General features: G+C 65.4%; 29 protein-coding genes. 25 read left to right on the top strand and 4 right to left on the bottom strand.

Annotated elements, in window-relative coordinates:
* The first annotated feature begins 4 nt into the window (after positions 1 to 4).
* The 3 genes from BDI24065_RS36130 to BDI24065_RS36120 are packed head-to-tail and all read left to right on the top strand — an operon-like array spanning position 5 to position 2067.
* On the top strand, positions 5 to 664 hold the full coding sequence (locus BDI24065_RS36130) for an HAD-IA family hydrolase (RefSeq protein ID WP_175035193.1): 660 nt from the start codon (positions 5 to 7) through the stop codon (positions 662 to 664).
* The gene (locus BDI24065_RS36125) at positions 661 to 1062 is read left to right on the top strand and encodes a Rieske (2Fe-2S) protein (RefSeq protein ID WP_175035192.1); all 402 of its coding nucleotides are present in this window, start codon (positions 661 to 663) and stop codon (positions 1060 to 1062) included. The genes BDI24065_RS36130 and BDI24065_RS36125 overlap by 4 nt, the downstream gene beginning before the upstream one ends.
* A gap of 12 nt (positions 1063 to 1074) precedes the next feature.
* On the top strand, positions 1075 to 2067 hold the full coding sequence (locus BDI24065_RS36120) for a S49 family peptidase (RefSeq protein WP_175035191.1): 993 nt from the start codon (positions 1075 to 1077) through the stop codon (positions 2065 to 2067).
* A 59-nt stretch (positions 2068 to 2126) separates the two neighbouring features.
* On the opposite strand, the gene BDI24065_RS36115 is transcribed toward BDI24065_RS36120, so the two are convergent.
* Together BDI24065_RS36115 and BDI24065_RS36110 are read right to left on the bottom strand one after the other, a co-directional pair.
* Positions 2127 to 2849, bottom strand: coding sequence for an SAM-dependent methyltransferase (locus BDI24065_RS36115; protein ID WP_043181959.1), 723 nt, complete (start codon positions 2847 to 2849; stop codon positions 2127 to 2129).
* Complete coding sequence (locus BDI24065_RS36110) at positions 2846 to 3478, bottom strand: Maf-like protein (protein ID WP_175035190.1); 633 nt, start codon at positions 3476 to 3478, stop codon at positions 2846 to 2848. Before BDI24065_RS36110 ends, BDI24065_RS36115 begins: the two co-directional genes overlap by 4 nt.
* Before the next feature lie 230 nt (positions 3479 to 3708).
* Between BDI24065_RS36110 and BDI24065_RS36105 the strand changes: the two genes are divergently transcribed.
* The 22 genes from BDI24065_RS36105 (at position 3709) to nagZ (ending at position 23509) form a co-directional block, all read left to right on the top strand.
* On the top strand, positions 3709 to 4344 hold the full coding sequence (locus tag BDI24065_RS36105) for a DUF177 domain-containing protein (protein ID WP_043181963.1): 636 nt from the start codon (positions 3709 to 3711) through the stop codon (positions 4342 to 4344).
* A gap of 98 nt (positions 4345 to 4442) precedes the next feature.
* On the top strand, positions 4443 to 4622 hold the full coding sequence (rpmF, locus tag BDI24065_RS36100; RefSeq protein WP_006051932.1) for a 50S ribosomal protein L32: 180 nt from the start codon (positions 4443 to 4445) through the stop codon (positions 4620 to 4622).
* A 129-nt stretch (positions 4623 to 4751) separates the two neighbouring features.
* On the top strand, positions 4752 to 5858 hold the full coding sequence (gene plsX, locus BDI24065_RS36095; protein ID WP_175013843.1) for a phosphate acyltransferase PlsX: 1107 nt from the start codon (positions 4752 to 4754) through the stop codon (positions 5856 to 5858).
* Entirely contained in the window at positions 5859 to 6848 is a 990-nt protein-coding gene (locus tag BDI24065_RS36090) for a beta-ketoacyl-ACP synthase III (RefSeq protein ID WP_175013844.1), read from the top strand. It abuts the gene before it with no gap.
* 83 nt (positions 6849 to 6931) lie between these two features.
* Positions 6932 to 7864 carry an ACP S-malonyltransferase gene (fabD, locus tag BDI24065_RS36085; protein WP_175035189.1) on the top strand — a complete coding sequence of 311 codons (933 nt, stop codon included), beginning with the start codon at positions 6932 to 6934 and terminating at the stop codon, positions 7862 to 7864.
* Positions 7865 to 7900: 36 nt separating this feature from the next.
* Positions 7901 to 8650, top strand: coding sequence for a 3-oxoacyl-ACP reductase FabG (fabG, locus tag BDI24065_RS36080; RefSeq protein WP_006476504.1), 750 nt, complete (start codon positions 7901 to 7903; stop codon positions 8648 to 8650).
* 143 nt (positions 8651 to 8793) lie between these two features.
* On the top strand, positions 8794 to 9033 hold the full coding sequence (acpP, locus tag BDI24065_RS36075) for an acyl carrier protein (RefSeq protein ID WP_004197638.1): 240 nt from the start codon (positions 8794 to 8796) through the stop codon (positions 9031 to 9033).
* 167 nt (positions 9034 to 9200) lie between these two features.
* Positions 9201 to 10433, top strand: a complete 1233-nt coding sequence (gene fabF / locus BDI24065_RS36070) for a beta-ketoacyl-ACP synthase II (protein ID WP_174983014.1) — start codon at positions 9201 to 9203, stop codon at positions 10431 to 10433.
* Between the two features lie 12 nt (positions 10434 to 10445).
* Positions 10446 to 10910, top strand: a complete 465-nt coding sequence (locus tag BDI24065_RS36065; RefSeq protein WP_175035188.1) for a hypothetical protein — start codon at positions 10446 to 10448, stop codon at positions 10908 to 10910.
* 91 nt (positions 10911 to 11001) lie between these two features.
* The gene (gene rpoE / locus BDI24065_RS36060) at positions 11002 to 11601 is read left to right on the top strand and encodes an RNA polymerase sigma factor RpoE (protein WP_006490873.1); all 600 of its coding nucleotides are present in this window, start codon (positions 11002 to 11004) and stop codon (positions 11599 to 11601) included.
* Positions 11602 to 11687: 86 nt separating this feature from the next.
* Positions 11688 to 12305 (top strand): sigma-E factor negative regulatory protein, encoded by a 618-nt coding sequence (locus BDI24065_RS36055; protein WP_174934596.1) that lies wholly within the window; start codon positions 11688 to 11690, stop codon positions 12303 to 12305.
* Positions 12306 to 12310: 5 nt separating this feature from the next.
* Positions 12311 to 13363, top strand: a complete 1053-nt coding sequence (locus BDI24065_RS36050; RefSeq protein WP_175035187.1) for a MucB/RseB C-terminal domain-containing protein — start codon at positions 12311 to 12313, stop codon at positions 13361 to 13363.
* A 16-nt stretch (positions 13364 to 13379) separates the two neighbouring features.
* Positions 13380 to 14885: a DegQ family serine endoprotease gene (locus BDI24065_RS36045; RefSeq protein ID WP_175035186.1), complete on the top strand. Its 1506-nt coding sequence runs from the start codon at positions 13380 to 13382 to the stop codon at positions 14883 to 14885.
* Positions 14886 to 14892: 7 nt separating this feature from the next.
* Complete coding sequence (locus BDI24065_RS36040; protein WP_175035185.1) at positions 14893 to 15129, top strand: glutaredoxin family protein; 237 nt, start codon at positions 14893 to 14895, stop codon at positions 15127 to 15129.
* Between the two features lie 203 nt (positions 15130 to 15332).
* A complete protein-coding gene (lepA, locus tag BDI24065_RS36035; RefSeq protein ID WP_174915652.1) occupies positions 15333 to 17126 on the top strand; it encodes a translation elongation factor 4 in 1794 nt (597 codons plus the stop codon).
* A 16-nt stretch (positions 17127 to 17142) separates the two neighbouring features.
* Positions 17143 to 18036, top strand: a complete 894-nt coding sequence (lepB, locus tag BDI24065_RS36030) for a signal peptidase I (protein ID WP_174983024.1) — start codon at positions 17143 to 17145, stop codon at positions 18034 to 18036.
* Positions 18037 to 18189: 153 nt separating this feature from the next.
* Positions 18190 to 19407 (top strand): ribonuclease III, encoded by a 1218-nt coding sequence (gene rnc, locus BDI24065_RS36025; RefSeq protein ID WP_175035184.1) that lies wholly within the window; start codon positions 18190 to 18192, stop codon positions 19405 to 19407.
* 60 nt (positions 19408 to 19467) lie between these two features.
* Positions 19468 to 20367, top strand: coding sequence for a GTPase Era (gene era / locus BDI24065_RS36020; RefSeq protein WP_122944846.1), 900 nt, complete (start codon positions 19468 to 19470; stop codon positions 20365 to 20367).
* A complete protein-coding gene (gene recO, locus BDI24065_RS36015; RefSeq protein ID WP_011351416.1) occupies positions 20354 to 21190 on the top strand; it encodes a DNA repair protein RecO in 837 nt (278 codons plus the stop codon). The genes era and recO overlap by 14 nt, the downstream gene beginning before the upstream one ends.
* Positions 21187 to 21963, top strand: coding sequence for a pyridoxine 5'-phosphate synthase (pdxJ, locus tag BDI24065_RS36010; protein WP_175035183.1), 777 nt, complete (start codon positions 21187 to 21189; stop codon positions 21961 to 21963). Before recO ends, pdxJ begins: the two co-directional genes overlap by 4 nt.
* 72 nt (positions 21964 to 22035) lie before the next feature.
* Positions 22036 to 22464: a holo-ACP synthase gene (gene acpS / locus BDI24065_RS36005; RefSeq protein WP_175035182.1), complete on the top strand. Its 429-nt coding sequence runs from the start codon at positions 22036 to 22038 to the stop codon at positions 22462 to 22464.
* Positions 22465 to 22480: 16 nt separating this feature from the next.
* On the top strand, positions 22481 to 23509 hold the full coding sequence (gene nagZ / locus BDI24065_RS36000; protein ID WP_085039819.1) for a beta-N-acetylhexosaminidase: 1029 nt from the start codon (positions 22481 to 22483) through the stop codon (positions 23507 to 23509).
* 188 nt (positions 23510 to 23697) lie between these two features.
* Here nagZ and BDI24065_RS35995 read toward each other — a convergent pair whose 3' ends face one another.
* A complete protein-coding gene (locus BDI24065_RS35995; protein WP_175035181.1) occupies positions 23698 to 25083 on the bottom strand; it encodes a sigma-54-dependent transcriptional regulator in 1386 nt (461 codons plus the stop codon).
* A gap of 269 nt (positions 25084 to 25352) precedes the next feature.
* A complete protein-coding gene (gene efp / locus BDI24065_RS35990) occupies positions 25353 to 25910 on the bottom strand; it encodes an elongation factor P (RefSeq protein WP_057928039.1) in 558 nt (185 codons plus the stop codon).
* Positions 25911 to 25997 lie beyond the last annotated feature (87 nt).

Raw genomic sequence — 25997 nt, 5'->3', positions numbered from 1 at the left:
CCGCATGGCTCGACAGCAATTTGACCTGATCGTCTTCGACTGGGACGGCACGCTGATGGATTCGACTGCGCACATCGCGCACAGCATCCAGGCCGCATGCCGCGATCTCGGCCTGCCCACGCCGTCCGACGAGGCGTCGCGCTACGTGATCGGCCTCGGCCTGCGCGATGCGCTGCAGATTACAGCTCCGACCCTCGATCCGTCCGACTATTCGCGGCTCGCCGAACGCTACCGCTATCACTATCTGCTCGACGACCAGCGCATCGAGCTGTTCGCCGGCGTGCGCGAACTGCTTGCCGAGCTGCGCGATACGGGCTATCTGCTCGCCGTCGCAACCGGCAAGGGTCGGGTCGGGTTGAACCGCGTGCTCGACCAGTCGAAGCTGACGAGCCTGTTCGATGCGACGCGCTGCGCGGACGAGACCTTCTCGAAACCGCATCCGGCGATGCTGCAGGAACTGTCCCGGGAACTGGGGCAGGATTTGTCGCGTACGGTGATGATCGGCGACACGACGCACGACCTGCAGATGGCCGCGAGTGCCGGAGCGGCCGGCGTCGGCGTCGCGTACGGCGCGCACACGGCCGATGCGCTGGCTGCGCTCGCGCCGTGCTTCGTCGCGCCGGACGTCGGCGCGCTGGCCGCGTGGCTGCGGGAGCACGCATGAGCACGGTGTCGGACGCCGTGCGCGTGTGCGCATCGGATGCGCTGGCCGACGGCGGCGCCGGCGTGCGCGTCGATGCGACGCTGCGCGGCGAGCAGGCCGTCGTGTTTTTCGTGCGCTACGAGGGCCAGGCCTATGGTTACCTGAATCGCTGCGCGCATGTGCCGATGGAGCTCGATTGGGCCGAAGGGCAGTTCTTCGAATCGTCCGGCCTTTATTTGATGTGCGCGACGCATGGCGCGATCTACGAGCCGAACACCGGCAAGTGCGTCGGCGGCCCGTGCCGCGGCGGCCGCCTGCGGCCGGTCGAGGTCGACGAGCGCGACACGTCCGACGGGCGTGCGGTATTCTGGGTGCCCGACGCCGACCTGCGTCCTGCCGTTCCCGCCACGACCGACTAACGACAACACTGCATGGCCGACCAACCGAATTCTCCGGATTCCTCCTCCCGTCCCGACAGCCGCGAACCGAACTGGGAGCGTGCCGCGCTCGAGCGGATCGCGCTCGCGGCCGTCAAGGAGCAGCGCGCGGCGCGACGCTGGAAGATCTTCTTCCGCTTCGCGTTTCTCGCCGTGTTCGTGCTGTTCGCGTTCGCGCTGATCGATTTTTCGAGCGATTCGAAGTTCTCGTCGAGCGGGCGGCATACGGCGCTCGTGACGATCGACGGTGAGATCGCGGCCGGCGTGAATGCAAACGCCGACGACATCAATACGGCGCTCGACGCCGCGTTCGACGATGACGGCACGGTCGGCGTCGTGCTGCGGATCAACAGCCCGGGCGGCAGCCCGGTGCAGGCGGGGATGGTCTACGACGAGATCCGTCGGCTGCGCGCGAAGTATCCGGACAAGCCGCTCTACGTCGTCGTGACCGACATGTGCGCATCGGGCGGCTATTACATCGCGTCTGCGGCCGACAAGATCTTCGTCGACAAGGCGAGCATCGTCGGGTCGATCGGCGTGCTGATGGACGGGTTCGGCTTTACCGGCCTGATGGGCAAGCTCGGCGTCGAGCGGCGCCTGCATACGTCAGGCGAAAACAAGGGCTTCTACGATCCGTTCTCGCCGGAAACGCCGAAGATGGACGCGCATGCGCAGGCGCTGCTCGACCAGGTGCACGCGCAGTTCATCAAGGCCGTGAAGGATAGCCGCGGCAAGCGGCTGCACGAGACGCCCGACATGTTCTCGGGCCTGTTCTGGACCGGCGAGAAGAGCGTCGAGCTCGGGCTCGCCGACGGCTACGGCACGACCGACACGGTCGCGCGTGACGTGCTGAAGGCGCCGGATCTCGTCGACTATACGGTGAAGGAAAGCCTGACGAACCGTGTCGCGCGCAAGTTCGGCGCGGCCGTCGGCGGCGCCGCGATGAAGGCGCTGACGGCCGGCGGCGCGTCGGTCAGCTTGCGCTGACCGGATACGAGCGGGCCGCAATGGCCCGCCGTTCAGTGGGCGGATAGCCTGCTGCGGCTTCAGTTCGCCAGCAGCAGGAAGATCGCCGGGCGCTTGTGCAGATTCGGCGCAGGCGCCTTTTTCCAGTCCGCTACGGTACGGCTCGCGATCGTCTCGGTCGCGAGGGTCAGGTCGGCCGCGACGCAGATCTGCGTCGACGGCGCGCAGGTCGCGACCAGCGTGTCGAGCATCGCGTGATTCCGGTACGGCGTTTCGATGAAGATCTGCGTCTGGCGCGCTTTGCGCGACAGTTGCTCGAGTTCGCGCAGGCGTTTCGCGCGTGCGGCCGCGTCGACCGGCAGGTAGCCGTTGAACGCAAAGCTCTGGCCGTTCAGCCCCGATGCCATCAGCGCGAGCAGGATCGAACTCGGCCCGACGAGCGGCACGACCTTCACGCCGCGCTCGTGCGCACGACGCACCAGCAATGCACCGGGGTCGGCGACGGCCGGGCAGCCTGCTTCGGACACGAGGCCGGCGTCCGCGCCGGCCAGTATGGGTGCGAGCAGCCGGTCGATAGCGCCGGCCGGCGTATTGACGTTCAGTTCGCTTATCTCGATTTCCTGGATCGGGCGCGTCGTGCCGATCTTCTTCAGAAACGCGCGCGTGGTCTTCGCGTTCTCGCCGATGTAATAGCCGAGCGTGCCGGCGCGGGCCTGAACGGCCGCGGGCAGCACGGCCGCGAGCATCGATTCGTCGCCTTCGCCGAGCGTGTTCGGGACGAGATAAAGCGTGCCGGCGGTCATGCGCGGTCTCCACGGGCTGTTGCAAACAACGGATATTCGACGGCGCGCAGCATGCGCGTGAGCGCGATCAGCGGCAGGCCGACGAGCGCGGTCGGGTCGTTCGAGTCGATCGCGTCGAGCAGCGCGATGCCGAGCCCTTCGGATTTCGCGCTGCCGGCGACGTCGTACGGCGTTTCCGCGCGCAGGTACGCGTCGAGTTCGGCCTCGGGCAGCGAGCGGAAGCGCACGTGCGTGACGATGTCCTCGACCTGCGCTTCGCCCGTCCGGCTGTCGTACAGGCAGAGCGCACTGTGGAATTCGACTTCGCGGCCCTGCATCGACAAGAGTTGCGCGAGCGCGCGCTCATGCGTGCCGGGCTTGCCGATCTGGAGCCCGTCGAAGGTCGCGACCTGGTCCGACCCGATTACGAGCACGCCGTCCGGCGCGTCGATCGTCGCGGCGACGGCGCGCGCTTTCGCACCGGCGAGGCGCAGGGCCGTCGCGGCCGGCGTTTCGCCGTCGTGCGGGGTTTCGTCGAGGTCGGGCGACACGACGTCGAAGGGGATGCCGAGGCGCTCGAGGAGCGCGCGGCGGTAGCGTGAACTGGAGGCAAGAATCAGCCGCGGCGGGCGGCAAACGGTATCCGGCATGGTCGGTTGGGTCGGTGAGTCGTCGGGTGTTGTGCGGTGTTGCGCGGACGCAAGCTTAAGTGATTGACCGCAAAAGGTAAAACAGGTATGCTTTCCCGCTTTTCGTCGGCAGGCTTCCGTTGTGGTGGCGCCTGCCGGGTCTTCGGAAGTAAAGTACGTCATCCGCGGATGAGCCGTACGCGAGCGGTACCAAGCCGGATTCGCAAGTCAGCCTGTAGGCAGGAGCGCACATGAACACTTCTTCTGGCAAACCTGCTGCGGCGCTTGATCCGCATGCGATCGACCTGTTCGAATTCGCCCGCAGCGGGCGGCAGGCAGCAGGTGCGGTACGCCTCTCGCAACTGCCGCGCATGTTAAACGAAGTGCCCGCGGACGCGCCAGATCGCGACACGGTCTTCACATGGCAGGCGGAAGGGTTCACCCAGAAGGAGTTGCAGGACGACGGCGCCGATGGGCAGCAGCCGTATCTGCGCTTAGCGGTGCACGGCCATGCGTGGCTCACGTGCCAGCGCTGCATGACCCCGTACGACCAGACGTTCGGCGTCGACATGACGTACCGGGTCGTCGCGACCGAAGAAGAAGCTGAAGAATTTCCGCTCGACGACGATGAAGCCGATGTGATCGTGGGCTCACGCCAGTTCGATCTCGTCGACTTGATCGAAGAGGAATTGCTGCTTTCGTTGCCGCTCGTGCCCAAGCACGAGGTTTGCCCGGCAGTTCACGAAAGCCTCGTGTCGGGTGCGAGCGGTCCCGCGGAAGAGACGGACGAGGAGTCCGACGAAGCCGGGGACGAAGGCAAACGGCCGAATCCGTTCGCAGCGCTGGAAGCGTTGAAGAAGGACGGTGACGGCACCAAGAAACACTAAGCAGTTGTGGCGCGGGAAGGCGTAAAGGCTTTGGGCCAGGGTAGTTAAGCGTCGGATCGGGCTGTGTTAGAATCCGGAAAATTATTTAGGAGTTAGTCATGGCAGTCCAGCAAAACAAGAAGTCGCCGTCGAAGCGCGGCATGCATCGTTCGCACGATTTCCTGACGGCAGCGCCGCTGGCAGTCGAGCCGAGCACGGGTGAAGTGCACCTGCGTCACCACGTCAGCCCGAACGGCTACTATCGCGGCAAGAAAGTCGTCAAGACGAAGAACGACTAAGCGTCAAGTCACGCGTTGCGCGCTACGCTTGCCGTTCGCGTGACAACTGGTTCGCTTGACACTTTCCTGGCTCAGCAAAAAGGCGGCATTCAACTGCCGCTTTTTTGTGCCTGAAATTCGTCGCATTCCATGACCGTAAAGCTCACAATCGATTGCATGGGAGGCGACCACGGCCCGTCCGTGACCGTTCCCGCGGCAGTCAAGTTCGTCCGCGCGCATCCCGATGCGCACCTGATGCTCGTCGGCATCGAAAGCGCGATCCGCGCTCAGCTGAAGAAGCTGAAAGCCCTCGACGATCCCGCGCTGACCATCGTTCCCGCCACCGAAGTCGTGGCGATGGACGACCCTGTCGAAGTGGCGCTGCGCAAGAAGAAGGATTCTTCGATGCGCGTCGCGCTCAACCGCGTCAAGGAAGGCGAGGCGCAGGCCTGTATCTCCGCCGGCAATACCGGCGCGCTGATGGCCGTTTCCCGTTACGTACTCAAGACGCTGCCCGGCATCGAGCGGCCCGCGATCGCGTTCGCGCTGCCGAACCCGACCGGCTATACGATGATGCTGGACCTCGGCGCGAACGTCGACTGCGAACCGCAGCACCTGCTGCAGTTCGCGGAGATGGGGCACGCGCTCGTGGCCGCGCTCGAAGGCAAGGAACGCCCGACGATCGGCCTGCTGAACATCGGCGAAGAGGTGATCAAGGGCAACGAGACGATCAAGCGCGCAGGTGAACTGCTGCGCGCCAGTACGCTCAATTTCCGCGGCAACGTGGAAGGCAACGACATCTACAAGGGCACGGTCGACGTGATCGTGTGCGACGGCTTCGTCGGCAACGTCGCGCTGAAGACGTCCGAAGGGCTCGCGCAGATGCTGGCAGACATCATCCGCGAGGAGTTCGGCCGATCGCTGATGTCGAAGCTGATGGCGCTGCTCGCGGCGCCCGTCCTGATACGCTTCAAGAGGCGCGTCGACCACCGCCAGTACAACGGCGCGGCGCTGCTGGGGCTGAAAAGCCTCGTGATCAAAAGCCACGGTTCGGCCGATGCCTACGCGTTTGAGTGGGCGATCAAACGGGGGTATGATGCCGTCAAAAACGGCGTGCTGGAGCGCCTCGCGCGCGCGATGGCGGATAATTCAGTATCGCTCGGCGAAGGCGAACACGACGCGGGCGGCGCGGGCCATGCAAGCCCCGCCGCAGGCCATCACGCCGAACCTTCCGCTGCGCAATCCTCTAAAGCATAAATGGCCCAATCGACTCTCTATTCCCGCGTGCTCGGCACGGGCAGCTACCTGCCGCCTGACCGCGTCACGAACCAGCAGTTGACCGATCGTCTTGCGAAGGAAGGCATCGAGACGAGCGATGAATGGATCGTTGCGCGCACGGGTATCCATGCGCGCCATTTCGCCGCACCGGACGTCACGACCAGCGACCTCGCGCTCGAGGCATCGCGTCGCGCGATCGAAGCCGCCGGCATCGATCCGCAGTCGATCGACCTGATCATCGTCGCGACTTCGACCCCCGATTTCGTGTTCCCGAGCACCGCGTGCCTGCTGCAGAACAAGCTCGGCATCAAGAACGGCGGCGCGGCATTCGACGTGCAGGCCGTGTGTTCGGGCTTCGCGTACGCGATGGCGACCGCCGACAGCTTCATCCGCAGCGGCCAGCACCGCACCGCGCTCGTCGTCGGTGCGGAGACGTTCTCGCGCATTCTCGACTTCAAGGACCGCACGACCTGCGTGCTGTTCGGCGACGGCGCGGGCGCGGTGATCCTGTCCGCGTCGGAAGAGCCGGGCGTGCTCGGCAGCGCGCTGCACGCGGACGGCAGCTATTCGCACATCCTCTGCACGCCGGGCAACGTCAATCGCGGCGTGATCGAAGGCAGCGCGTTCCTGTACATGGACGGGCAGGCCGTGTTCAAGCTCGCGGTCAACGTGCTCGAGAAGGTTGCGATCGAGGCGCTCGCGAAGGCGAATCTGGCGCCCGAGCAGATCGACTGGCTGATTCCGCACCAGGCCAACATCCGCATCATGACCAGCACCTGCCGCAAGCTCGGCCTGCCGCAGGAGCGCATGGTCGTGACGGTCGACCAGCACGGCAACACGTCGGCCGCGTCGATCCCGCTGGCGTTCGACACCGCGGTGCGCGACGGTCGCATCCAGCGTGGTCAGCACGTGCTGATCGAAGGCGTCGGCGGCGGCTTCACCTGGGGCGCGTCGGTCTTCCGCTTCTGATCCGCTGCGCGCGATTGCTGCGCGCGGATCCCATCGGCGCGCCATTCGTGCGCGCCGTCTGAATCGATTCAATTGGGGACGATATGAAATTTGCATTCGTATTTCCGGGGCAGGGCTCGCAGGCGGTCGGCATGCTCAACGCATTCGCCGATCTGGCCGTCGTGCGCGAGACGCTCCAGGAAGCGTCCGATGCACTCAATCAGGATCTCGGCAAGCTGATCGCCGAAGGCCCGGCCGAAGAGCTGAATCTCACCACCAACACGCAGCCCGTGATGCTGACTGCTGCCTATGCGTGCTATCGCGCATGGCAGCAGGCAGGCGGCCCGACGCCGTCGATCGTCGCCGGTCACAGCCTCGGCGAATACACGGCACTCGTCGCTGCCGGCGCGCTCGCGTTCAAGGACGCAGTGCCGCTCGTGCGTTTCCGCGCGCAGGCGATGCAGACGGCCGTGCCGGTTGGCCAGGGCGGCATGGCCGCGATCCTGGGTCTCGATGACGATACGGTGCGTGCGGTCTGCGCCGAAGCCGCGGAAGCGGGCGTCGTCGAAGCCGTGAACTTCAATGCGCCCGCACAGGTCGTTATCGCAGGCAACAAGGCCGCGGTCGAAAAGGCCTGCGAGATCGCGAAGGCGAAGGGTGCGAAGCGCGCGCTGCCGCTGCCGGTGTCGGCGCCGTTCCATTCGTCGCTGCTCAAGCCGGCGTCGGATCAGCTGCGTGACTATCTCGCGAACGTCGACGTCAAGGCGCCGCAGATTCCGGTCGTCAACAACATCGACGTTGCCGTGGTCAGCGATCCGGCTGCGATCAAGGATGCGCTGGTGCGCCAGGCCGCGGGCCCGGTGCGCTGGGTCGAGTGTGTGCAGCACATTGCCGGCACGGGCGTCACGCACGTGATCGAATGCGGTCCGGGCAAGGTGCTCGCCGGCCTGACGAAGCGCATCGACGGCAACCTGACGGGTGCGTCGGTGTTCGATCCGGCTTCGCTCGACGAAGCGCTCAAGCTGGTGACCGCCTGACGCGGCGCCTTTTCTCACGAGACGGATATTCGATTCATGGACAAGACTCTCGATAAACAGGTTGCGATCGTTACCGGCGCGTCGCGCGGCATCGGCCGTTCGATCGCGCTCGAACTCGCGCGCCTGGGTGCGACGGTGATCGGCACGGCGACGAGCGAATCGGGCGCCGCTGCGATCACCGCGGCGTTCGCGGAAGCGGGCGTCACGGGCCGCGGTGCGGTGCTGAACGTCAACGACGCGGCAGCCGCCGAGGCGCTGATCGACGCGACCGTGAAGGAATTCGGCGCGCTGAACGTGCTCGTCAACAACGCGGGCATCACGCAGGACCAGCTCGCGATGCGCATGAAGGACGAAGACTGGGACGCGGTGATCGACACCAACCTGAAGTCGGTGTTCCGCCTGTCGCGCGCCGTGTTGCGCCCGATGATGAAGGCGCGTGGCGGCCGCATCATCAACATCACGTCGGTGGTCGGCTCGGCCGGCAACCCGGGCCAGGTCAACTACGCGGCTGCAAAGGCCGGCGTAGCGGGCATGACGCGTGCGCTCGCGCGCGAAATCGGCAGCCGCGGCATCACCGTGAACTGCGTGGCGCCGGGCTTCATCGATACCGACATGACGAAGACGCTGCCGGAAGAACAGCAGGCCGCGCTCAAGACCCAGATTCCGCTCGGCCGCCTCGGCAGCCCGGAAGACATCGCCCATGCCGTCGCGTTCCTCGCATCGCCGCAGGCCGGTTACATCACCGGTACGACGCTGCACGTGAACGGCGGCATGTACATGTCGTAACGATTTTCGTTTACCATCCGCGCCGTATCCCGTTTTTCAGGCGGATAGGCGCTTGATAGACCGTCAAGCCAACGCGCGTTTGGCGTCAGCAAACCTGATAAAATGCGCGCACTTGTAAATCTGAACTTTCCCTCGGAGGGGTAATGGACAACATCGAACAACGTGTCAAGAAGATCGTCGCAGAACAACTGGGCGTCGCGGAAGCCGAGATCAAGAACGAAGCTTCGTTCGTGAACGACCTGGGTGCCGACTCGCTCGACACGGTCGAACTGGTGATGGCTCTGGAAGACGAGTTCGGCATGGAAATCCCGGACGAAGAAGCAGAGAAGATCACGACCGTTCAGCAAGCGATCGACTACGCTCGCGCAAACGTCAAGGCGTAACAGGCGCCTTTCGCGCTTGTCCGCCACGTCGCCGCGATCTTCGCGATTGACGCGCCATCCTGCCGGCTTCGCGCCGGATGGACTAACAGCCACAGGGCTTGCAGGGCTGGTTCCTGTGGCCACTGTGGCTTTTGTTTTTGTCATCCAATAATGGAAAAGAGGTTACCGTGAGCCGCCGTCGTGTTGTTGTTACAGGCCTTGGGCTGATTTCGCCTGTTGGCAATAATGTTGCCGACGGCTGGGCCAATCTCGTCGCCGGCAAGTCCGGTATTGCCACCGTCACGAAGTTCGATCCGTCGAACCTCGCCGTCCACTTCGCGGGCGAAGTGAAGGGTTTCAGCGCCGAGGAGTACATCCCGGCGAAGGAAGCCCGGAGCATGGATACGTTCATCCATTACGGCATCGCCGCCGGCATCCAGGCCGTCAAGGACAGCGGGCTGGAAGTGAACGAAGCCAATGCGGAACGCATTGGCGTGATGGTCGGTTCCGGCATCGGCGGCCTGCCGATGATCGAAGATACGCACCAGACCTACGTCGATCGTGGCCCACGCCGGATTTCGCCGTTCTTCGTGCCGGGTTCGATCATCAACATGATCTCGGGTCACCTGAGCATCATGTTCGGCCTGAAGGGCCCAAATCTCGCGGCCGTCACGGCCTGCACGACCGGCCTGCACAGCATCGGCCTCGCAGCGCGCCTCATCCAGGCCGGCGATGCCGACGTGATGGTTGCAGGCGGCGCCGAATCGACGGTGTCGCCGCTCGGCATCGGCGGCTTCGCGGCAGCGCGTGCGCTGTCGACCCGCAACGATGATCCGGCCAGCGCGTCCCGTCCGTGGGACAAGGACCGCGACGGCTTCGTGCTGGGCGAGGGTGCCGGCGTGATGGTGCTCGAGGAGTACGAAGCGGCGAAGGCCCGCGGTGCGAAGATCTACGCGGAAGTCTCGGGCTTCGGCATGACGGGCGATGCGTACCACATGACCGCGCCGAACATGGACGGCCCGCGCCGCTGCATGGTCGCGGCGCTGCGCGACGCCGGCTTGAACGCCGACGAGGTCCAGTACCTGAACGCGCACGGCACGTCGACGCCGCTGGGCGACAAGAACGAGTCCGACGCGGTGAAGGCGGCCTTCGGCGAGCATGCGTACAAGATCGTCGTGAACTCGACGAAGTCGATGACGGGCCACCTGCTGGGCGGCGCGGGCGGCCTCGAATCGGTGTTCACGGTGCTGGCGCTGCACAACAACGTGTCGCCGCCGACCATCAACATCTTCAACCAGGACCCGGAGTGCGATCTCGATTACTGCGCGAACACCGCGCGTGACATGAAGATCGACGTCGCCGTGAAGAACAACTTCGGCTTCGGCGGTACCAACGGCACGCTGGTGTTCAAGCGCGTCTGACGCAGCAATCGCTTGACGAGTCCATTCGATGCTCCGGCCGGGCGTCCGCAGCGCTTTGCGCTGCGGGCCTCGGCCGTGTCGTATCTCGTGCTGGCCGTGTTCGTCGCGTCGGCTACCGCGTCGGCCTACCTGTTCTGGGCGCCGCGCGCGGGCGCTGCCGTCGGCGCGTGCGTGTCGGCCGTGACCGCCGCGCTGCTGGCCGTGTGTGCTGCGCGGGCCTGTGCCCGCCGGCTGCCGGCCGAGCTGCAGATCGACGCATTCGGGGAAGTCGCGGCGTTTGGCCGCACCGGGCGCCTGCTGGCCCGCGGCCGCGTGACGGGGCATGCGCACTGGAGCAGCCTGCTGCTGGTGCTGTCGGTCGGGCAGGGTGCCCGGCGGGCCCGGCCGCTGCTGATTCCGGCCGATGCGCTCGACGCCGCATCGTTCAGCGCGCTTTCCGTGCTGGCGAGAACGGCGGGCGCGGCGGGGCGGGCATGACGGCGGCGCAGTTACCGACCGTAACCAGCGGCCGGCGTGGGAAGGCTACAATAACGCTCCGCGTTGCATCCCTAGTTAACGGATTTGTCAGGTGAGTGAAAAAGAAATCGATCAGGCTCTGGTCGAGCGCGTACAGAAGGGCGACAAGGCAGCGTTCGAACTCCTGGTCTCCAAATACCACCGCAAGATCATTCGGCTGATCTCGCGCCTCGTGCGGGATCCCGCCGAGGTCGAGGATGTGGCCCAGGACGCGTTCATCAAGGCGTATCGTGCGCTGCCGCAATTCCGCGGCGAATCGGCGTTCTATACGTGGTTGTACCGAATTGCCGTCAACACGGCGAAGAACTACCTTGCGACGCAAGGCCGCCGGGCGCCGACCTCGACCGAGGCCGATGCGGAGGAAGCGGAAACTTTCTCCGACGCAGACCAACTAAGGGATATCAACACGCCTGAGTCGATGTTGATGAGCAAGCAGATTGCCGAGACGGTCAACGCTGCAATGGCTCTGCTGCCCGAAGAACTGCGCCAGGCAATTACGCTGCGCGAGATCGAGGGCCTGAGCTACGAAGAGATCGCGGAAATGATGGGCTGTCCGATCGGGACGGTCCGGTCGCGAATCTTCCGCGCACGCGAGGCAATCGCTGCCAAATTGCGTCCGCTGCTCGATACGCCCGAAGGCAAGCGCTGGTAAGCGCGACAGGCGGAGCGACGCGGGTCGGGGTCTAGTTACGGATAGAGTCGTGAAGTCACGACGGGGTGTGCAAGATGGGGAGCATCATGGGGTCGGTCAATACGCAGTCGCAGGCGTGCTCGCGCGGCGAGCGCCTTTCCGCGCTGGTCGACGGCGAAATGTTCGATGGCCCGGACAACGGGCAGTTTCTGGCTGAGCTCAACCGCGCGGATCGCGCTGCGTGGGCCCATTACCACCTGATCGGCGATGCGCTGCGCTCGGATGAGCTCGCGTTGTCGCCCGCGCTGAGCGTCGCGTTCACCGCGCGCATGTCGGCTGCGCTGGAAAGCGAGCCGCACCTGCTCGCGCCTGCGGCCGCGCCGGTCGCGCGCAAGCTGCTGGCGCTGCGCCGGCGTGTCGTGCCCGCGTTCGCGGTCGCCGCCGCGGCGGCCACGCTGACGTGGATCGTCGTCCCGCAAATGCAGACGGCCGGTGCCCCGGGCGCCGTCCAGGTCGCATCGGCCGGTGCGCCGCAAGGCGGCAACCTGCAGCGCGTGACGGTTGCGCAGGCATCGGCCCAGCCGGGGCTGCAGGACGTCAACATCATCCGCGACGCCAGCCTCGACCAATACCTTGAAGCGCACCAGCAATTCGCGCAGCAACCCGTCGTCACGGGTTCGATGCCGCTGATCCGCGCTGCCGTGACCACCACGCCAGGCCAATAAACCCGATGCGGACATTGCAGTTGAATCACGCCATCTCTGGATGGAAGCGGCTGCCGGCCCTCCTGCTTTGCGCAGCCGCCCTGTTGTCCGTTCAATCCCTTCCTGCCAGCGCCCAGCAACCGGACGATCCCGTCGCGACCCGCAAGGGTGCCGCCGACTGGCTCGACCGCGTCCAGCAAGCGGCGCAGCAGCAGAGCTACGAAGGCACGTTCGTCTACCAGCGCGGCGGGTATGTGCAGTCGTCGCGCATCGCGCACGTCGCGTCCCGTGACGGCGAGTTCGAGCGCATCGAGACGCTCGACGGCAAGCCGCGCAAGCTGCTGCGCCATAACGACGAGCTGTACACGTTCGTGCCCGAGCGCAAGCTGTGCGTGGTCGAGCGCCGTCAGACGCGCGACTCGTTCCCCGCGCTGCTCGGTGCGACCGGCGAGCACGTGATGTCCGTCTACGACGCGAAATCGCTTGGCAAGGACCGCGTCGCCGGGATCGACGCGCAGGTCGTCGAGCTCGTGCCGAAGGATGCATACCGCTTCACGTACAAGCTGTGGGCCGACGCGCGCACCGGGCTGCTGCTGCGTTCGCAGACGCTCGATGCGAACGATCACGTACTCGAGCAGATTGCGTTCTCGCAATTGCAGGCGGGCGGCGCAAGCGGCGACAAGGCCGCGATCGCGGCCGGCATGCGCAACCTGAGCGGCTGGACGGTCGTGCGTCCGCCGGTGGCGACGGTCGACATGGAAGCGCAGGGCTGGCAGCTCGCACCGAGCGTGGCCGGTTTCCAGAAGATTCGTGAAGTGCGCCGGCCGATGGCTGCGCGCGACGCGGGCGAGCCGCCGATTCCGGTCGATCAGGCCGTTTTCACCGACGGTCTCGCGACGATCTCGGTTTTCATCGAGCCGGCCGAAAAGAATACGCGCAAGGAAGGCGCGGGCAGCACCGGTGCAACGAACGTTCTCGTGAAGCGCCGCGGCGACTACTGGATCACCGTGCTCGGCGAAGTACCGCCGGCTACGTTGCAGCAGTTCGCGTCTGCCATAGAATACAAGGCTTCCAAGTAACGCTACGGCTTCCGACATGATGAAACTCACGCTGCGCAAATGGCTCGCGGTGGCGGCGCTGTCTGCCAGCCTGCCGCTCATGCCGCATACCGCGTTCGCGGTGACGGCTCCCGCTGCCAGCCTGCCCGACTTCGCCGACCTGGTCGAAAAGGTCGGGCCGGCCGTCGTGAACATCCGGACCACCGCCAACGTGCCGACGAGCGGCCCGCGCGGGATGCTCCCGCCGGGCTTCGACAACGGCGACATGTCGGAATTCTTCCGGCGCTTCTTCGGCATTCCGTTGCCGCAGGCGCCCGGCAACGGTAGCGGCAATGGCAATGGCGGCGGCAACCCGAAGAACGCGCCCGCGCCGGACAATCCGCCCGACACCGAACAGAATCGCGGCGTCGGCTCGGGCTTCATCGTATCGGCCGACGGTTACGTGATGACCAATGCGCACGTCGTCGACGATGCGGACACCATCTACGTGACGCTGACCGACAAGCGTGAATTCAAGGCGAAGCTGATCGGCGTCGACGATCGCACGGACGTCGCGGTCGTCAAGATCCAGGCGTCGAACCTGCCGGTCGTCGCGATCGGCGATTCGAACAAGGTGCGCGTCGGCGAGTGGGTCGTCGCGATCGGTTCGCCGTTCGGGCTCGACAACACAGTGACCGCCGGCATCGTCAGCTCGAAGAGCCGCAACACGGGCGACTACCTGCCGTTCATCCAGACCGACGTCGCCGTGAACCCCGGTAACTCGGGCGGCCCGCTGATCAACATGCAGGGCGAGGTGATCGGCATCAACTCGCAGATCTACAGCCGTACCGGCGGCTTCATGGGTATCTCGTTCGCGATTCCGATCGACGAGGCGATGCGCGTGGCCGACCAGCTGAAGGCGACGGGCAAGGTCACGCGCGGCCGGATCGCGGTGGCGATCGGCGAGGTGACGAAGGATGTGGCCGACTCGATCGGGCTGCCGAAGGCCGAAGGCGCGCTCGTCAGCAGCGTCGAGCCGGGCGGTCCGGCCGACAAGGCGGGCATCCAGCCGGGCGACATCATCCTGAAGTTCAATGGCCGTTCGGTCGATACCGCGTCGGACCTGCCGCGCATGGTCGGCGACACCAAGCCCGGCACGAAGGCGACGGTCAGCGTGTGGCGCAAGGGTCAGGCACGTGATTTGCCGATCACGATCGCGGAGACACCGGCCGAATCGACGGCGAAGGCCGAGCAGCGCAAGAACGCGCCGCAGAAGCCGCGCCAGGCCAATTCGCTCGGTCTGACGGTCAGCGACCTGACGGCGGAGCAGATGAAGACGCTGAAGCTGAAGAACGGCGTGCAGATCGACGGCGTCGACGGCCCGGCCGCCCGTGCAGGCCTGCAGCGCGGCGACATCGTGCTGCGCGTCGGCGACACCGACATCACGAACGCGAAGCAGTTCGCCGACGTGACCGCGCAGCTCGATCCGCAGAAGGCGGTCGCGGTGCTCGTGCGGCGCGGCGACAACACGCAGTTCGTGCCCGTGCGGCCGCGCCAGAAGTAACGCGCCGATGTTCACGCTCTACGGCCGCGGCTGGTGCCACCTGTGCGACGACATGCGCGACGCACTGGCGCCGGTGGCGGCCGAATTCGGTGTCGCGGTCGATTATGTCGACATCGATACCGATGCGGCACTCGTCGCCCGCTACGACGAGGACGTGCCGGTGCTGCTGCTGGACGGTACGGAAGTGTGCCGTCACCGGTTCGACGAGGCGCGGGTGCGCGACGTGCTCGCGGCCCGGCCGTGAGCAGTTTGGCATGTCGCCAGCCGGCGTTGCTTCGCGCGGGACTTTCCCGTAAGGGCACCCGCGGCCGGGCACTGCGGAGCACGGCTCCCCGAAATACCGCCCGGCAAAGGCCTTTTCGGCTAAAATAAGCTGTTTTTTCACCGACTTACACAAGGCGTGCTCTGCAGTCGTCGAGCGCGCCTTTTTCGCTTGATCGGCACTGAATGGATCATATTCGCAATTTCTCGATCATCGCGCACATCGACCATGGCAAGTCGACGCTCGCGGATCGCATCATCCAGGTATGCGGCGGCCTCGCCGACCGTGAAATGGAGGCGCAAGTACTCGACTCGATGGATATCGAGCGCGAGCGCGGCATCACGATCAAGGCGCAGACGGCCGCGCTGTCCTATCGCGCACGCGACGGCAAGGTCTACAACCTGAACCTGATCGACACGCCGGGGCACGTCGACTTCTCGTACGAAGTCAGTCGCTCGTTGTCCGCGTGCGAAGGCGCGCTGCTGGTCGTCGATGCGAGCCAGGGCGTCGAGGCGCAGACGGTCGCGAACTGCTACACGGCGATCGAGCTCGGCGTCGAGGTCGTTCCCGTGCTGAACAAGATCGACCTGCCCGCCGCGAACCCCGAAAACGCGATCGAGGAGATCGAGGACGTGATCGGCATCGATGCGGCCGACGCGACGCGTTGCAGCGCGAAGACGGGTCTGGGCGTCGAGGACGTGCTCGAATCGCTGATCGCGAAGGTGCCGCCGCCGAAGGGCGATCCGGCCGCGCCGCTGCAGGCGCTCATCATCGATTCGTGGTTCGACAACTACGTCGGCGTCGTGATGCTCGTACGCATCGTTAACGGCACGCTGCGCCCGAAGGACAAGATCAAGCTGATGGCGACCGGCGCGCAGTATCCGGTCGAGCACATCGGCGTGTTCACGCCGAAGTCGCGCAATCTCGAAACGCTGTCGGCCGGGCAGGTGGGTTTCATCATCGCCGGCATCAAGGAACTGACGGCAGCGAAGGTCGGCGACACCGTCACGCACGTGACCAAGGCGGCCGTCGAGCCGCTGCCGGGCTTCAAGGAAGTGAAGCCGCAGGTGTTCGCGGGGCTGTATCCGGTCGAAGCTAACCAGTACGACGCACTGCGCGAATCGCTCGAAAAGCTGAAGCTGAACGACGCGTCGCTGCAGTACGAGCCGGAAGTGTCGCAGGCGCTCGGCTTCGGTTTCCGCTGCGGCTTCCTTGGCCTGCTGCACATGGAAATCGTGCAGGAGCGGCTCGAGCGCGAGTTCGACATGGACCTCATCACGACCGCGCCGACGGTTGTCTACGAGGTCATGATGAGCGACGGCGCGATCGTCAAGGTCGAGAATCCGGCGAAGATGCCGGAGCCGCCGAGGATCGAGGAGATTCGCGAGCCGATCGTCACGGTGAACCTGTACATGCCGCAGGACTACGTCGGCTCCGTGATCACGCTGTGCGAGCAGAAGCGCGGATCGCAGATCAACATGCAATATCACGGCCGTCAGGTGCAACTGACCTACGAGATCCCGATGGCCGAGATCGTGCTCGATTTCTTCGATCGCCTGAAGTCGGTGTCGCGCGGCTACGCGTCGATGGACTACGAGTTCAAGGAATACCGCGCGGCCGACGTCGTGAAGGTCGACATGCTGATCAACGGTGACAAGGTCGATGCGTTGTCGGTTATCGTCCACCGTTCGCAGTCGCAGTACCGCGGCCGCGAAGTGGCCGCGAAGATGCGCGAGATCATTCCACGCCAGATGTACGACGTGGCGATCCAGGCTACGATCGGCGCGCACATCATTGCCCGCGAGAACATCAAGGCGCTGCGCAAGAACGTGCTCGCGAAGTGCTATGGCGGCGACATCTCGCGAAAGAAGAAACTGCTCGAAAAGCAGAAAGCGGGTAAGAAACGAATGAAGCAGGTGGGTTCGGTCGAGATCCCGCAGGAAGCGTTCCTTGCGATCTTGCGCGTCGAAGACAAATAACAGGACTGATCCTTTTATGAATTTTGCGCTGATTCTTTTTGTGCTCGTCGTCTTGACGGGCGTAGCGTGGGTGCTGGACAAACTGGTGTTCCTGCCGCAGCGACGCAAGGCGGCCGACTCGGCGATCGAGGAATTCGATCGCCAGCAGTCGCGCATCGACAAGCGTTTCGCGGACGAAAACGCGGTGCAGACGCGTTCGAAGCTGCGTGACGAGAAGCTGCGCCAGCCGTGGTGGCTCGAGTACACGGCGAGCTTCTTCCCGGTGATCCTGGCGGTGTTCGTCGTGCGTTCGTTCGTCGTCGAGCCGTTCAAGATTCCGTCGGGCTCGATGGTGCCGACGCTGCTCGTCGGCGATTTCATCCTCGTCAACAAGTTCGAATACGGGCTGCGCCTGCCGGTCACGAACACGAAGATCACGCAGGGCAGCCCGCTGTCGCGCGGCGACGTCGTCGTGTTCCGCTATCCGAAGGACGAGTCGGTCGACTACATCAAGCGCGTGATCGGCCTGCCGGGCGATACCGTTGCGTACCAGGACAAGCAGCTCACGATCAACGGCCAGCCGGTGCCTGAAACGCCGCTGCCCGATTTCTTCGACGACGAGCGCCAGAACTACGCGAAGCAGTTCGAGGAAACGATCGGCAACAAGAAGAACGCGATCCTCAACAACCCGGCCGTGCCGCCGTTCGTGATGGGCGCATACGACTATCCGTATCGCGACAACTGCACGTACAACAGCCGCGGCGTGATCTGCAAGGTGCCGCCCGGTCACTACTTCATGATGGGCGACAACCGCGACAACAGTGCGGACAGCCGCTACTGGGGTTTCGTGCCGGACCAGAACATCGTCGGCCGCGCGTTCTTCATCTGGATGAACTTCAGCGACCTGAAGCGCATCGGTTCCTTCAACTGATCGCATTCGATTCACTCGCAATACGCGATGCACGGGCCGCGTCGCGTATTGCCGAACTACTTTAAGAACCGGCGGTAACACCGCCTCGTCACGCCTTTTCGCGTCCGGCCGTGCCGTTTCGGCCCGACCGGCGCCCGCGTTATACTCCTGCACATGCCCCTATCCCAGTTGGAAAGCCGGCTGCGCTACGAATTTCGCAATGCGGAATTGCTGCGCCAGGCTTTGACCCATCGTAGTCACAGTGCCACGCACAACGAACGGCTCGAGTTTCTCGGCGATTCCGTTCTGAATTGCGCGGTGGCTGCCCTTTTGTTCCAGCGTTTCAGCAAGCTGGACGAAGGCGATCTGTCGCGCGTACGCGCCAACCTCGTCAAGCAGCAGTCGCTGTACGAAATTGCTCAGGCCCTGAATATTTCGGACGGACTGCGGCTCGGCGAAGGCGAGTTGCGCAGCGGCGGGTTCCGCCGCCCGTCGATCCTCGCGGACGCGTTCGAAGCCATCATCGGGGCCGTGTTCCTCGATGGCGGCTTCGAAGCCGCCCAAGGGGTCATCAAGCGCCTCTATATCCCGATTCTCGACCACATCGATCCGCGCACGCTCGGCAAGGACGCGAAGACGCTGCTGCAGGAATACCTGCAGGGGCACAAGATCGCGCTGCCGACCTACACGGTGGTCGCGACGCATGGTGCGGCGCACAATCAGCAATTCGAAGTCGAATGCACGGTGCCGAAGCTCGACGTGAAGGTGTCGGGTTCCGGTGCGAGCCGGCGCGCGGCCGAGCAGGCCGCGGCGAAGAAGGCGCTCGATGAAGTGATGGCGGCCGCCCCGATGCTGGCCACGAAGCCGAAGCGCTCGAAAAACGCGCGCGGGTCGAAGCATGTCGAACCCGAAATCGTGCCGGGCGTGAAGGGCGTGCAGGAAGCGCTCGACCTGCGCTCGCCGGAGCGGAAGGAACGCGCGGCGGCGCGCGAGGCGAGGGCGGCCGGTGCGGCGCCCGCTGCGACCGGTACCGAGCCGGCCGCGGCGCCGATGGCCGCGATTCGCGCGGCGCATGTCGACGCGGCCGCGGAAAAGGGCGAACGTGCGGCGAAGCCGGTGGCCGACAAGGTTGCCGACAAGCCGGCCGAGCGAGCCGACAAGACCGCGGAGAAGCCCGTGGAAGCGGTGCCCGCTGCGCGTGCGGCCGACAAGCCGGCTGGCCAGGCCGCCGATCCGGCAGCGTCGTCCGCCGACAAGTCTTCCGCCGGTACCGACCCCGCTTCGCGTGCGGCTGCGCGCACACGTGACGCCGCGGCACCGGATTCCGAGACGCCGACGGGCGGCGCGAGCCTTGCTGCCGCGCAGGCGCGCGTGGCCGATGCCGACCACTGAATTGCCCATCGATCGTGCCGCGCGTCGCGCGGCCGTTTCCGAACCTGTCTCCCAAACGATATGAACACTCCCGCTCCTACCGGTTTCCGTTGCGGCATGATCGCGATCGTGGGCCGTCCGAACGTCGGCAAGTCGACGTTGATGAACGCACTTGTCGGCCAGAAGATCAGCATCACGTCGCGCAAGGCACAGACGACCCGCCACCGTATCACCGGCATCAATACGTTCGACGACGCGCAATTCGTGTTCGTCGACACGCCGGGCTTCCAGACCCGCCACAGCACCGCGCTGAACCGTTCGCTGAACCGCGCGGTCACGTCGACGCTCACGTCGGTCGACGTGATCCTGTTCGTGATCGAGGCCGGCCGCTTCGGGCCCGACGACCAGAAGGTGCTCGACCTGATTCCGCCCGGCATGCCGACGCTGCTGATCGCGAACAAGATCGACCGCGTGAACGACAAGGCGACGCTGTTCCCGTTCATGCAGCAGATGAGCGGGCTGCGCGAATTCACCGAGCTCGTGCCGTTGTCGGCGCAGCGCCCGGAAGACATCAAGCGCCTGCTGGACACGATCAAGCCGTACCTGCCGGAAGGCGAGCCGATCTACGGCGAGGACGAGCTGACCGACCGCAGCTCGCGCTTCCTCGCAGCTGAAATCCTGCGCGAGAAGGTGTTCCGCTGGACCGGCGACGAACTGCCGTACACGAGCACCGTGCTGATCGACAAGTTCGAGGAGGAAGGGCGCCTGAAGCGCATCTTCGCGACGATCCTCGTCGAGCGCGACTCGCACAAGGCGATGGTGATCGGCAAGAAGGGCGAGAAGCTCAAGCAGATCAGCACCGAGGCGCGGATGGACATGGAGAAGCTGTTCGATGGCCCCGTGTACCTCGAGACCTTCGTGAAGGTGAAGAGCGGCTGGGCCGACAACGAGGCGGGGCTGCGCGCCTATGGGTACGAATGACGCGCTGACGTCGACCGAAGACGCGGTGACGGCCGGCGCAAACGACGCGCCGCTGCCGGCACCGCCCGAACCGCCGCGCAAGGCGCGGCGCGCGACGTCTCGCACGTCCGATTTCCGCGTCGCCGAGCAACCGGCGTACGTGCTGCACAGTTACCCGTATCGGGAAACGAGCCTGATCATCGACGTGCTGACGCGTGATCACGGCCGGCTCGCGCTCGTCGCAAAGGGTGCGAAGCGCCCGCACTCCGCGCTGCGCGGTGTATTGCAGACCTTCCAGCCGCTGCTGCTGTCCTGGTCGGGCAAATCCGAAGTGCGCACGCTGACGGGCGCCGAGTGGGTCGGCGGGATGCTGCCGCTCGGCGGCGACGGGCTGCTGTGCGGCTTCTACGCGAACGAGCTGCTCGTGAAATTCTGTGCGCGCGAAGATCCGCAGCCGCCGCTCTTCAATCATTACGTGCTGACCCTCACGCGCCTCGCGCACGGCGAGCCCGCGGTGCAGGTGCTGCGCTCGTTCGAGCGCGTGCTGCTGCGCGAGACCGGCTACGCGATGGCATTGAACCGCACGGTCGCGCGCCGCGCGGTCGAGCCCGACCGCCGCTATGTGTTCGACCCCGAGCGCGGCGTGCGCAATGCAGACGACGAAGTCCCGTCGCACTGGCCGGTCATTTCCGGACAGACGTTGCTCGATATGGAGCAGGACGATTACCATCGAGCCCAGACGGTTGCGCAAAGCAAGACGCTGATGCGCTTCCTGCTGAACACCTATCTCGGCGGTACGCCGCTTGCCACGCGTCAGATCCTGATCGACCTGCAAAACCTATGAGCTTCTTCCTGACAACGCCCACCGCCATCGACCTCGGCGTGAACATCGACCACGTCGCGACGTTGCGCAATGCGCGCGGCACGACCTATCCCGATCCGATCCGCGCGGCGCTGGCCGCCGAAGAAGCCGGTGCGGATGCGATCACGCTGCACCTGCGCGAGGATCGCCGCCACATCGTCGATTCGGATGTGCGCAAGCTGCGCCCGCTGCTGAAGACGCGCATGAACCTCGAATGCGCGGTGACGGCCGAGATGCTCGATATCGCATGCGAAGTGCGCCCGCACGACGCGTGCCTCGTGCCCGAGAAGCGCGAGGAACTGACGACCGAAGGCGGTCTCGATGTCGCCGGCCACTTCGAGGCCGTGCGTGCGGCATGCAAGCAGCTTGCCGACGTGGGCGTGCGCGTGTCGCTGTTCATCGACCCGGACGAGACGCAGATCCGTGCCGCGCACGAAGCGGGCGCGCCGGTGATCGAGCTGCACACGGGCCGTTATGCCGAAGCGCACGACGAAGCCGAACAGCAACGCGAATACGAGCGCATCGTCGCGGGCGTTCAGGCCGGCGCGCAGCTCGGCCTGAAGGTCAATGCCGGTCACGGGCTGCATTACACGAACGTGCAGCAGATCGCCGCGATCGACGGCATCGTCGAGCTGAACATCGGCCACGCGATCGTCGCGCACGCGATCTTCGCGGGCTGGGACAACGCGGTGCGCGAAATGAAGGCGATCATGGTTGCCGCACGCGTTGCCGCGCTGCATGGCGGCGCGCGCTGAAGATGACGTTGCATCGCGCCGCGCGCATCCATCGCAACCCGGCCCGACCGGGTCGCGCCGGAGCGTACTGACATGGCGATCTACGGCATCGGTACCGACATCGTCCAGGTAAGCCGCATCGCGGCCGTGCTCGAACGCACGGGCGGCCGGTTTGCCGAGAAGGTGTTGGGCCCCGACGAGCTGCGCGTGTTCCATGCGCGCCGCGCCCGCTCCGAGGTGCGCGGCATCGCGTTTCTCGCGACGCGTTTTTCCGCGAAGGAAGCGTTCTCGAAGGCGATCGGGCTCGGCATGCACTGGCCGATGACGTGGCGTGCGCTGCAGACCCTCAACCACCCGAGCGGCGAGCCGTACGTGGTCGCGTCGGGCGAGCTGGCCGACTGGCTTGCCGCCCGTGGCATCACGGCGCGCGTGACGGTCAGCGACGAACGCGACTACGCGGTGTCGTTCGTGGTCGCAGAGACGGACGCCGCGCCTGCACCTGTTTTCCGAACCACTCCCTGACGGAATTCCCGATTCCATGAAAACGACTCCCGGCCCGGTCATGCTCGACGTCGTCGGCACGGCCCTGTCGCGCGACGATGCGCGGCGCCTCGCGCATCCGAATACCGGCGGCGTGATCCTGTTCGCGCGGCACTTCCAGAACCGTGCGCAACTGACCGCGCTGACCGACTCGATCCGCGCGGTGCGCGAAGACATCCTGATCGCCGTCGATCACGAAGGCGGGCGCGTGCAGCGTTTTCGCACCGACGGCTTCACGGTGCTGCCCGCGATGCGCCGCCTCGGCGAGCTGTGGGATCGCGACGTGCTGCTCGCGACGAAGGTCGCCACGGCCGTCGGCTACATCCTCGCCGCCGAGCTGCGCGCGTGCGGGATCGACATGAGCTTCACGCCCGTGCTCGACCTCGACTACGGGCACTCGAAAGTGATCGGCGATCGCGCGTTCCATCGCGATCCGCGCGTCGTCACGCTGCTCGCGAAGAGCCTGAACCACGGGCTGTCGCTCGCCGGGATGGCGAACTGCGGCAAGCATTTCCCGGGGCACGGCTTCGCGGAGGCCGACTCGCACGTCGCGCTGCCGACCGACGACCGCACGCTCGACGCGATCCTCAAGCAGGACGTCGCACCGTACGACTGGCTCGGCCTGTCGTTGTCCGCGGTGATTCCCGCGCACGTGATCTATACGCAGGTCGACAAGCGGCCGGCCGGTTTCTCGCGCGTGTGGCTGCAGGACATCCTGCGCGGGCGGCTCGGTTTCACGGGGGCGATCTTCAGCGACGACCTGTCGATGGAGGCCGCGCGCGAAGGCGGCACGCTCACGCAGGCGGCCGATGCTGCGCTCGCGGCCGGTTGCGACATGGTGCTCGTCTGCAACCAGCCGGATGCGGCCGAGGTCGTGCTGAACGGGTTGAAAGCGCGAGCAACGGACGAGTCGGTGCGACGCATCAAGCGGATGCGCGCGCGCGGCAAGGCGCTCAAGTGGGACAAGCTGATCGCGCAGCCCGAGTATCTGCAGGCGCAGGCGCTGTTGAGCAGCGCACTCGCCTGAGCGGGGAGGGGATGGCGCGGTGTGCGCCATTCCGGAACCGAAACAAAAAGCCGCGCAATTGCGCGGCTTTTTTTATGGATGACTGCCGGTGCGAACCGGGCAACCGCAGGCATCAAGCAGATCGACGAGGGCGATTGTACGCAACTAACGGTCAAGCCCTACCAGTGCCTGCGAGCATCGCTGCCCGCTCAGTTCACCTTCATCCGCTGCAACTTGTTGTACAGCGTCTTCGGGCTGATGCCGAGCAGCGTTGCCGCGCGGTGGCGCGTGCCGCCGACTGCGTCGAGCGTCGCGCGGATCAGCAGATCCTCGACGTCGGACAGCGGCGTGCCGACCTTGATCTGCACGCTGCTGCCGTTCAGCGCGGCGCCGGCCGAGAAGCTCGGCTCGCCCGCGCGCAGCGTCTCGATGAAATCACCCGATGCGTCGTACGCGAAGCGCACGCGCTCCTGCAGTTCGCGCACGTTGCCCGGCCATTCGTAGGACAGGCATTCGCGCACGAAGCCCGGCGCCGCGCGCTTGTCGGTCGTGCTGCGGCCGGTTGCGCGCGCTTCGCGGTTCAGCTCGTCGATCAGCGCGTCCGCGATCGCGAGTGCGTCGCCGTCGCGCTCGCGCAGCGGCGGCATCGTGATCGACGCCGCATCGAGGCGCAACCACAGATCCTCGCGCAGCGTGCCGTTCGCGACCGCTTCGCGCGCCGGCCGGCGCGTGGTCGCGATCAGCCGGAAATCGCTCGTGATCGAACTCGTGCCGCCGATCCGCATGAAGTTTTGCGAATCCAGCGCATGCAGCAGGGCTTCCTGCAGCACGAGCGGCAGCGCGGTGATTTCGTCGAGGAACAGCGTGCCGCCGCCGGCCTGCTCGAACAGGCCCGATTCGCGGCGCTCGGCGCCGTCGAACGCGCCGCGCTCATGGCCGAACAGCACGCTGTCGAGCGATGCGCCGTGCCGGCCGGCCTGCGCGATCGTCCGGCAGTCGAGCGATACGAACGGCCCCTTGCGGCGCCGGCTCAGGTCGTGGAGCGTGCGCGCGGCCAGCTTCTTGCCGGTACCGGCTTCGCCCGAGAACAGCACGGCCGTTTCGGTGCGGGCGTTGTGCTCGATCATGTCGTACACGTGTTGCATCGCGTCGCTGCGGCCGACCAGTGCGCCGAAGCGACCGAGATGGCGCAGCGAGGCACGCAACGACTGCACTTCGTCGATCAGCTCGTACGGGCGGGGGATCCGCGCGAGCAGGCTGCGCAGGCGCGGAATATTGATCGGCTTCAGCAGGTAGTCCCAGATGCCGTGACGCAGGCCTTCGATGGCGCTCTCGACCGTCGCATTGCCGGTCAGCACGATGACGGGCAGCGAGCCATTCGGCTGTTGCTGCGGCAGGTGCTGGAGCAGGTCGAACCCGCTGCCGTCCGGCAGGTTCAGGTCGACGAGAACGACGTCGGGAATCGAGCGGCCGAGCGCCGTGCGCGCTTCGGCGAGCGACGTGGCCGTGTCGACCGAGAAGCCGTCCGCGGCGAGCAGCGCGGTGAGGCCGGACAGACTGTTGGGATCGTCTTCGACAATCAGGGCGTGTGGCATGGTGGACGCGAGTCGAGTCAAGAGAGGCGGGCTGTCGGCCATCGGAGCCGCAGCCGCATGTCAGATTAAAAACTGATTTTATGCCCCGCTGAACGCGTAACGAGCATTATTTCTCCGGCGCTATAAAACAGTTACCGATGATACAAATTGAATATCTTTACCGGTGGATTTTGTGCTTTATATGAGCCTGACCCCGGCCCGGTTGTTGGCGCCGGACAAACAAAAAGCGCCCCGAAGGGCGCTTTGTTCGATGCGGGTATCGCTGGCGATTACGCGCGGCTGCGGTATTCGTTCGTACGCGTATCGATTTCGATCTTGTCGCCGGTGTTGCAGAACAGCGGCACTTGCAGTTCGAAGCCCGTTGCGAGCTTCGCGTTCTTCAGCACCTTGCCCGACGACGTGTCGCCCTTGACTGCCGGTTCCGTGTAGGTGATCTCGCGAACCAGGACCGTCGGCAGTTCGACCGAGATCGCCTTCTCGTTGTAGAACACGACTTCGCAAGCCATGCCGTCTTCGAGGTAGTTCAGCGCTTCGCCCATCATTTCCGCTTCGACTTCGAACTGGTTGTAGTCGGCGTCCATGAACACGTACATCGGATCGGCGAAGTACGAGTACGTCACTTCCTTGCGGTCGAGCACGACGACGTCGAACTTGTCGTCAGCCTTGTAAACCGATTCCTGGCCTGCGTTCGTCAGCAGGTTCTTCATCTTCATCTTGACGACGGCGGAGTTACGGCCCGACTTGTTGTATTCGGCCTTGGCGATGACCCATGCGTCGCTGCCGATCTGCACGACGTTGCCTACGCGGAGTTCCTGTGCGGTTTTCATAAAAAACTGTCCTGATCAAATCAAATAAATAGGTGCCTGAGCGTTGCGCAACGGCTGACGGCGCAAGCGTGCGTTCCGGTGGACGCC

The organism is Burkholderia lata (genome assembly GCF_902499025.1).
Taxonomy (GTDB): Bacteria; Pseudomonadota; Gammaproteobacteria; order Burkholderiales; family Burkholderiaceae; genus Burkholderia; species Burkholderia lata_C.
The sequence above is the reverse complement of the archived record's forward strand: the minus strand, read 5'-3'. Positions and strand labels throughout refer to the sequence as shown.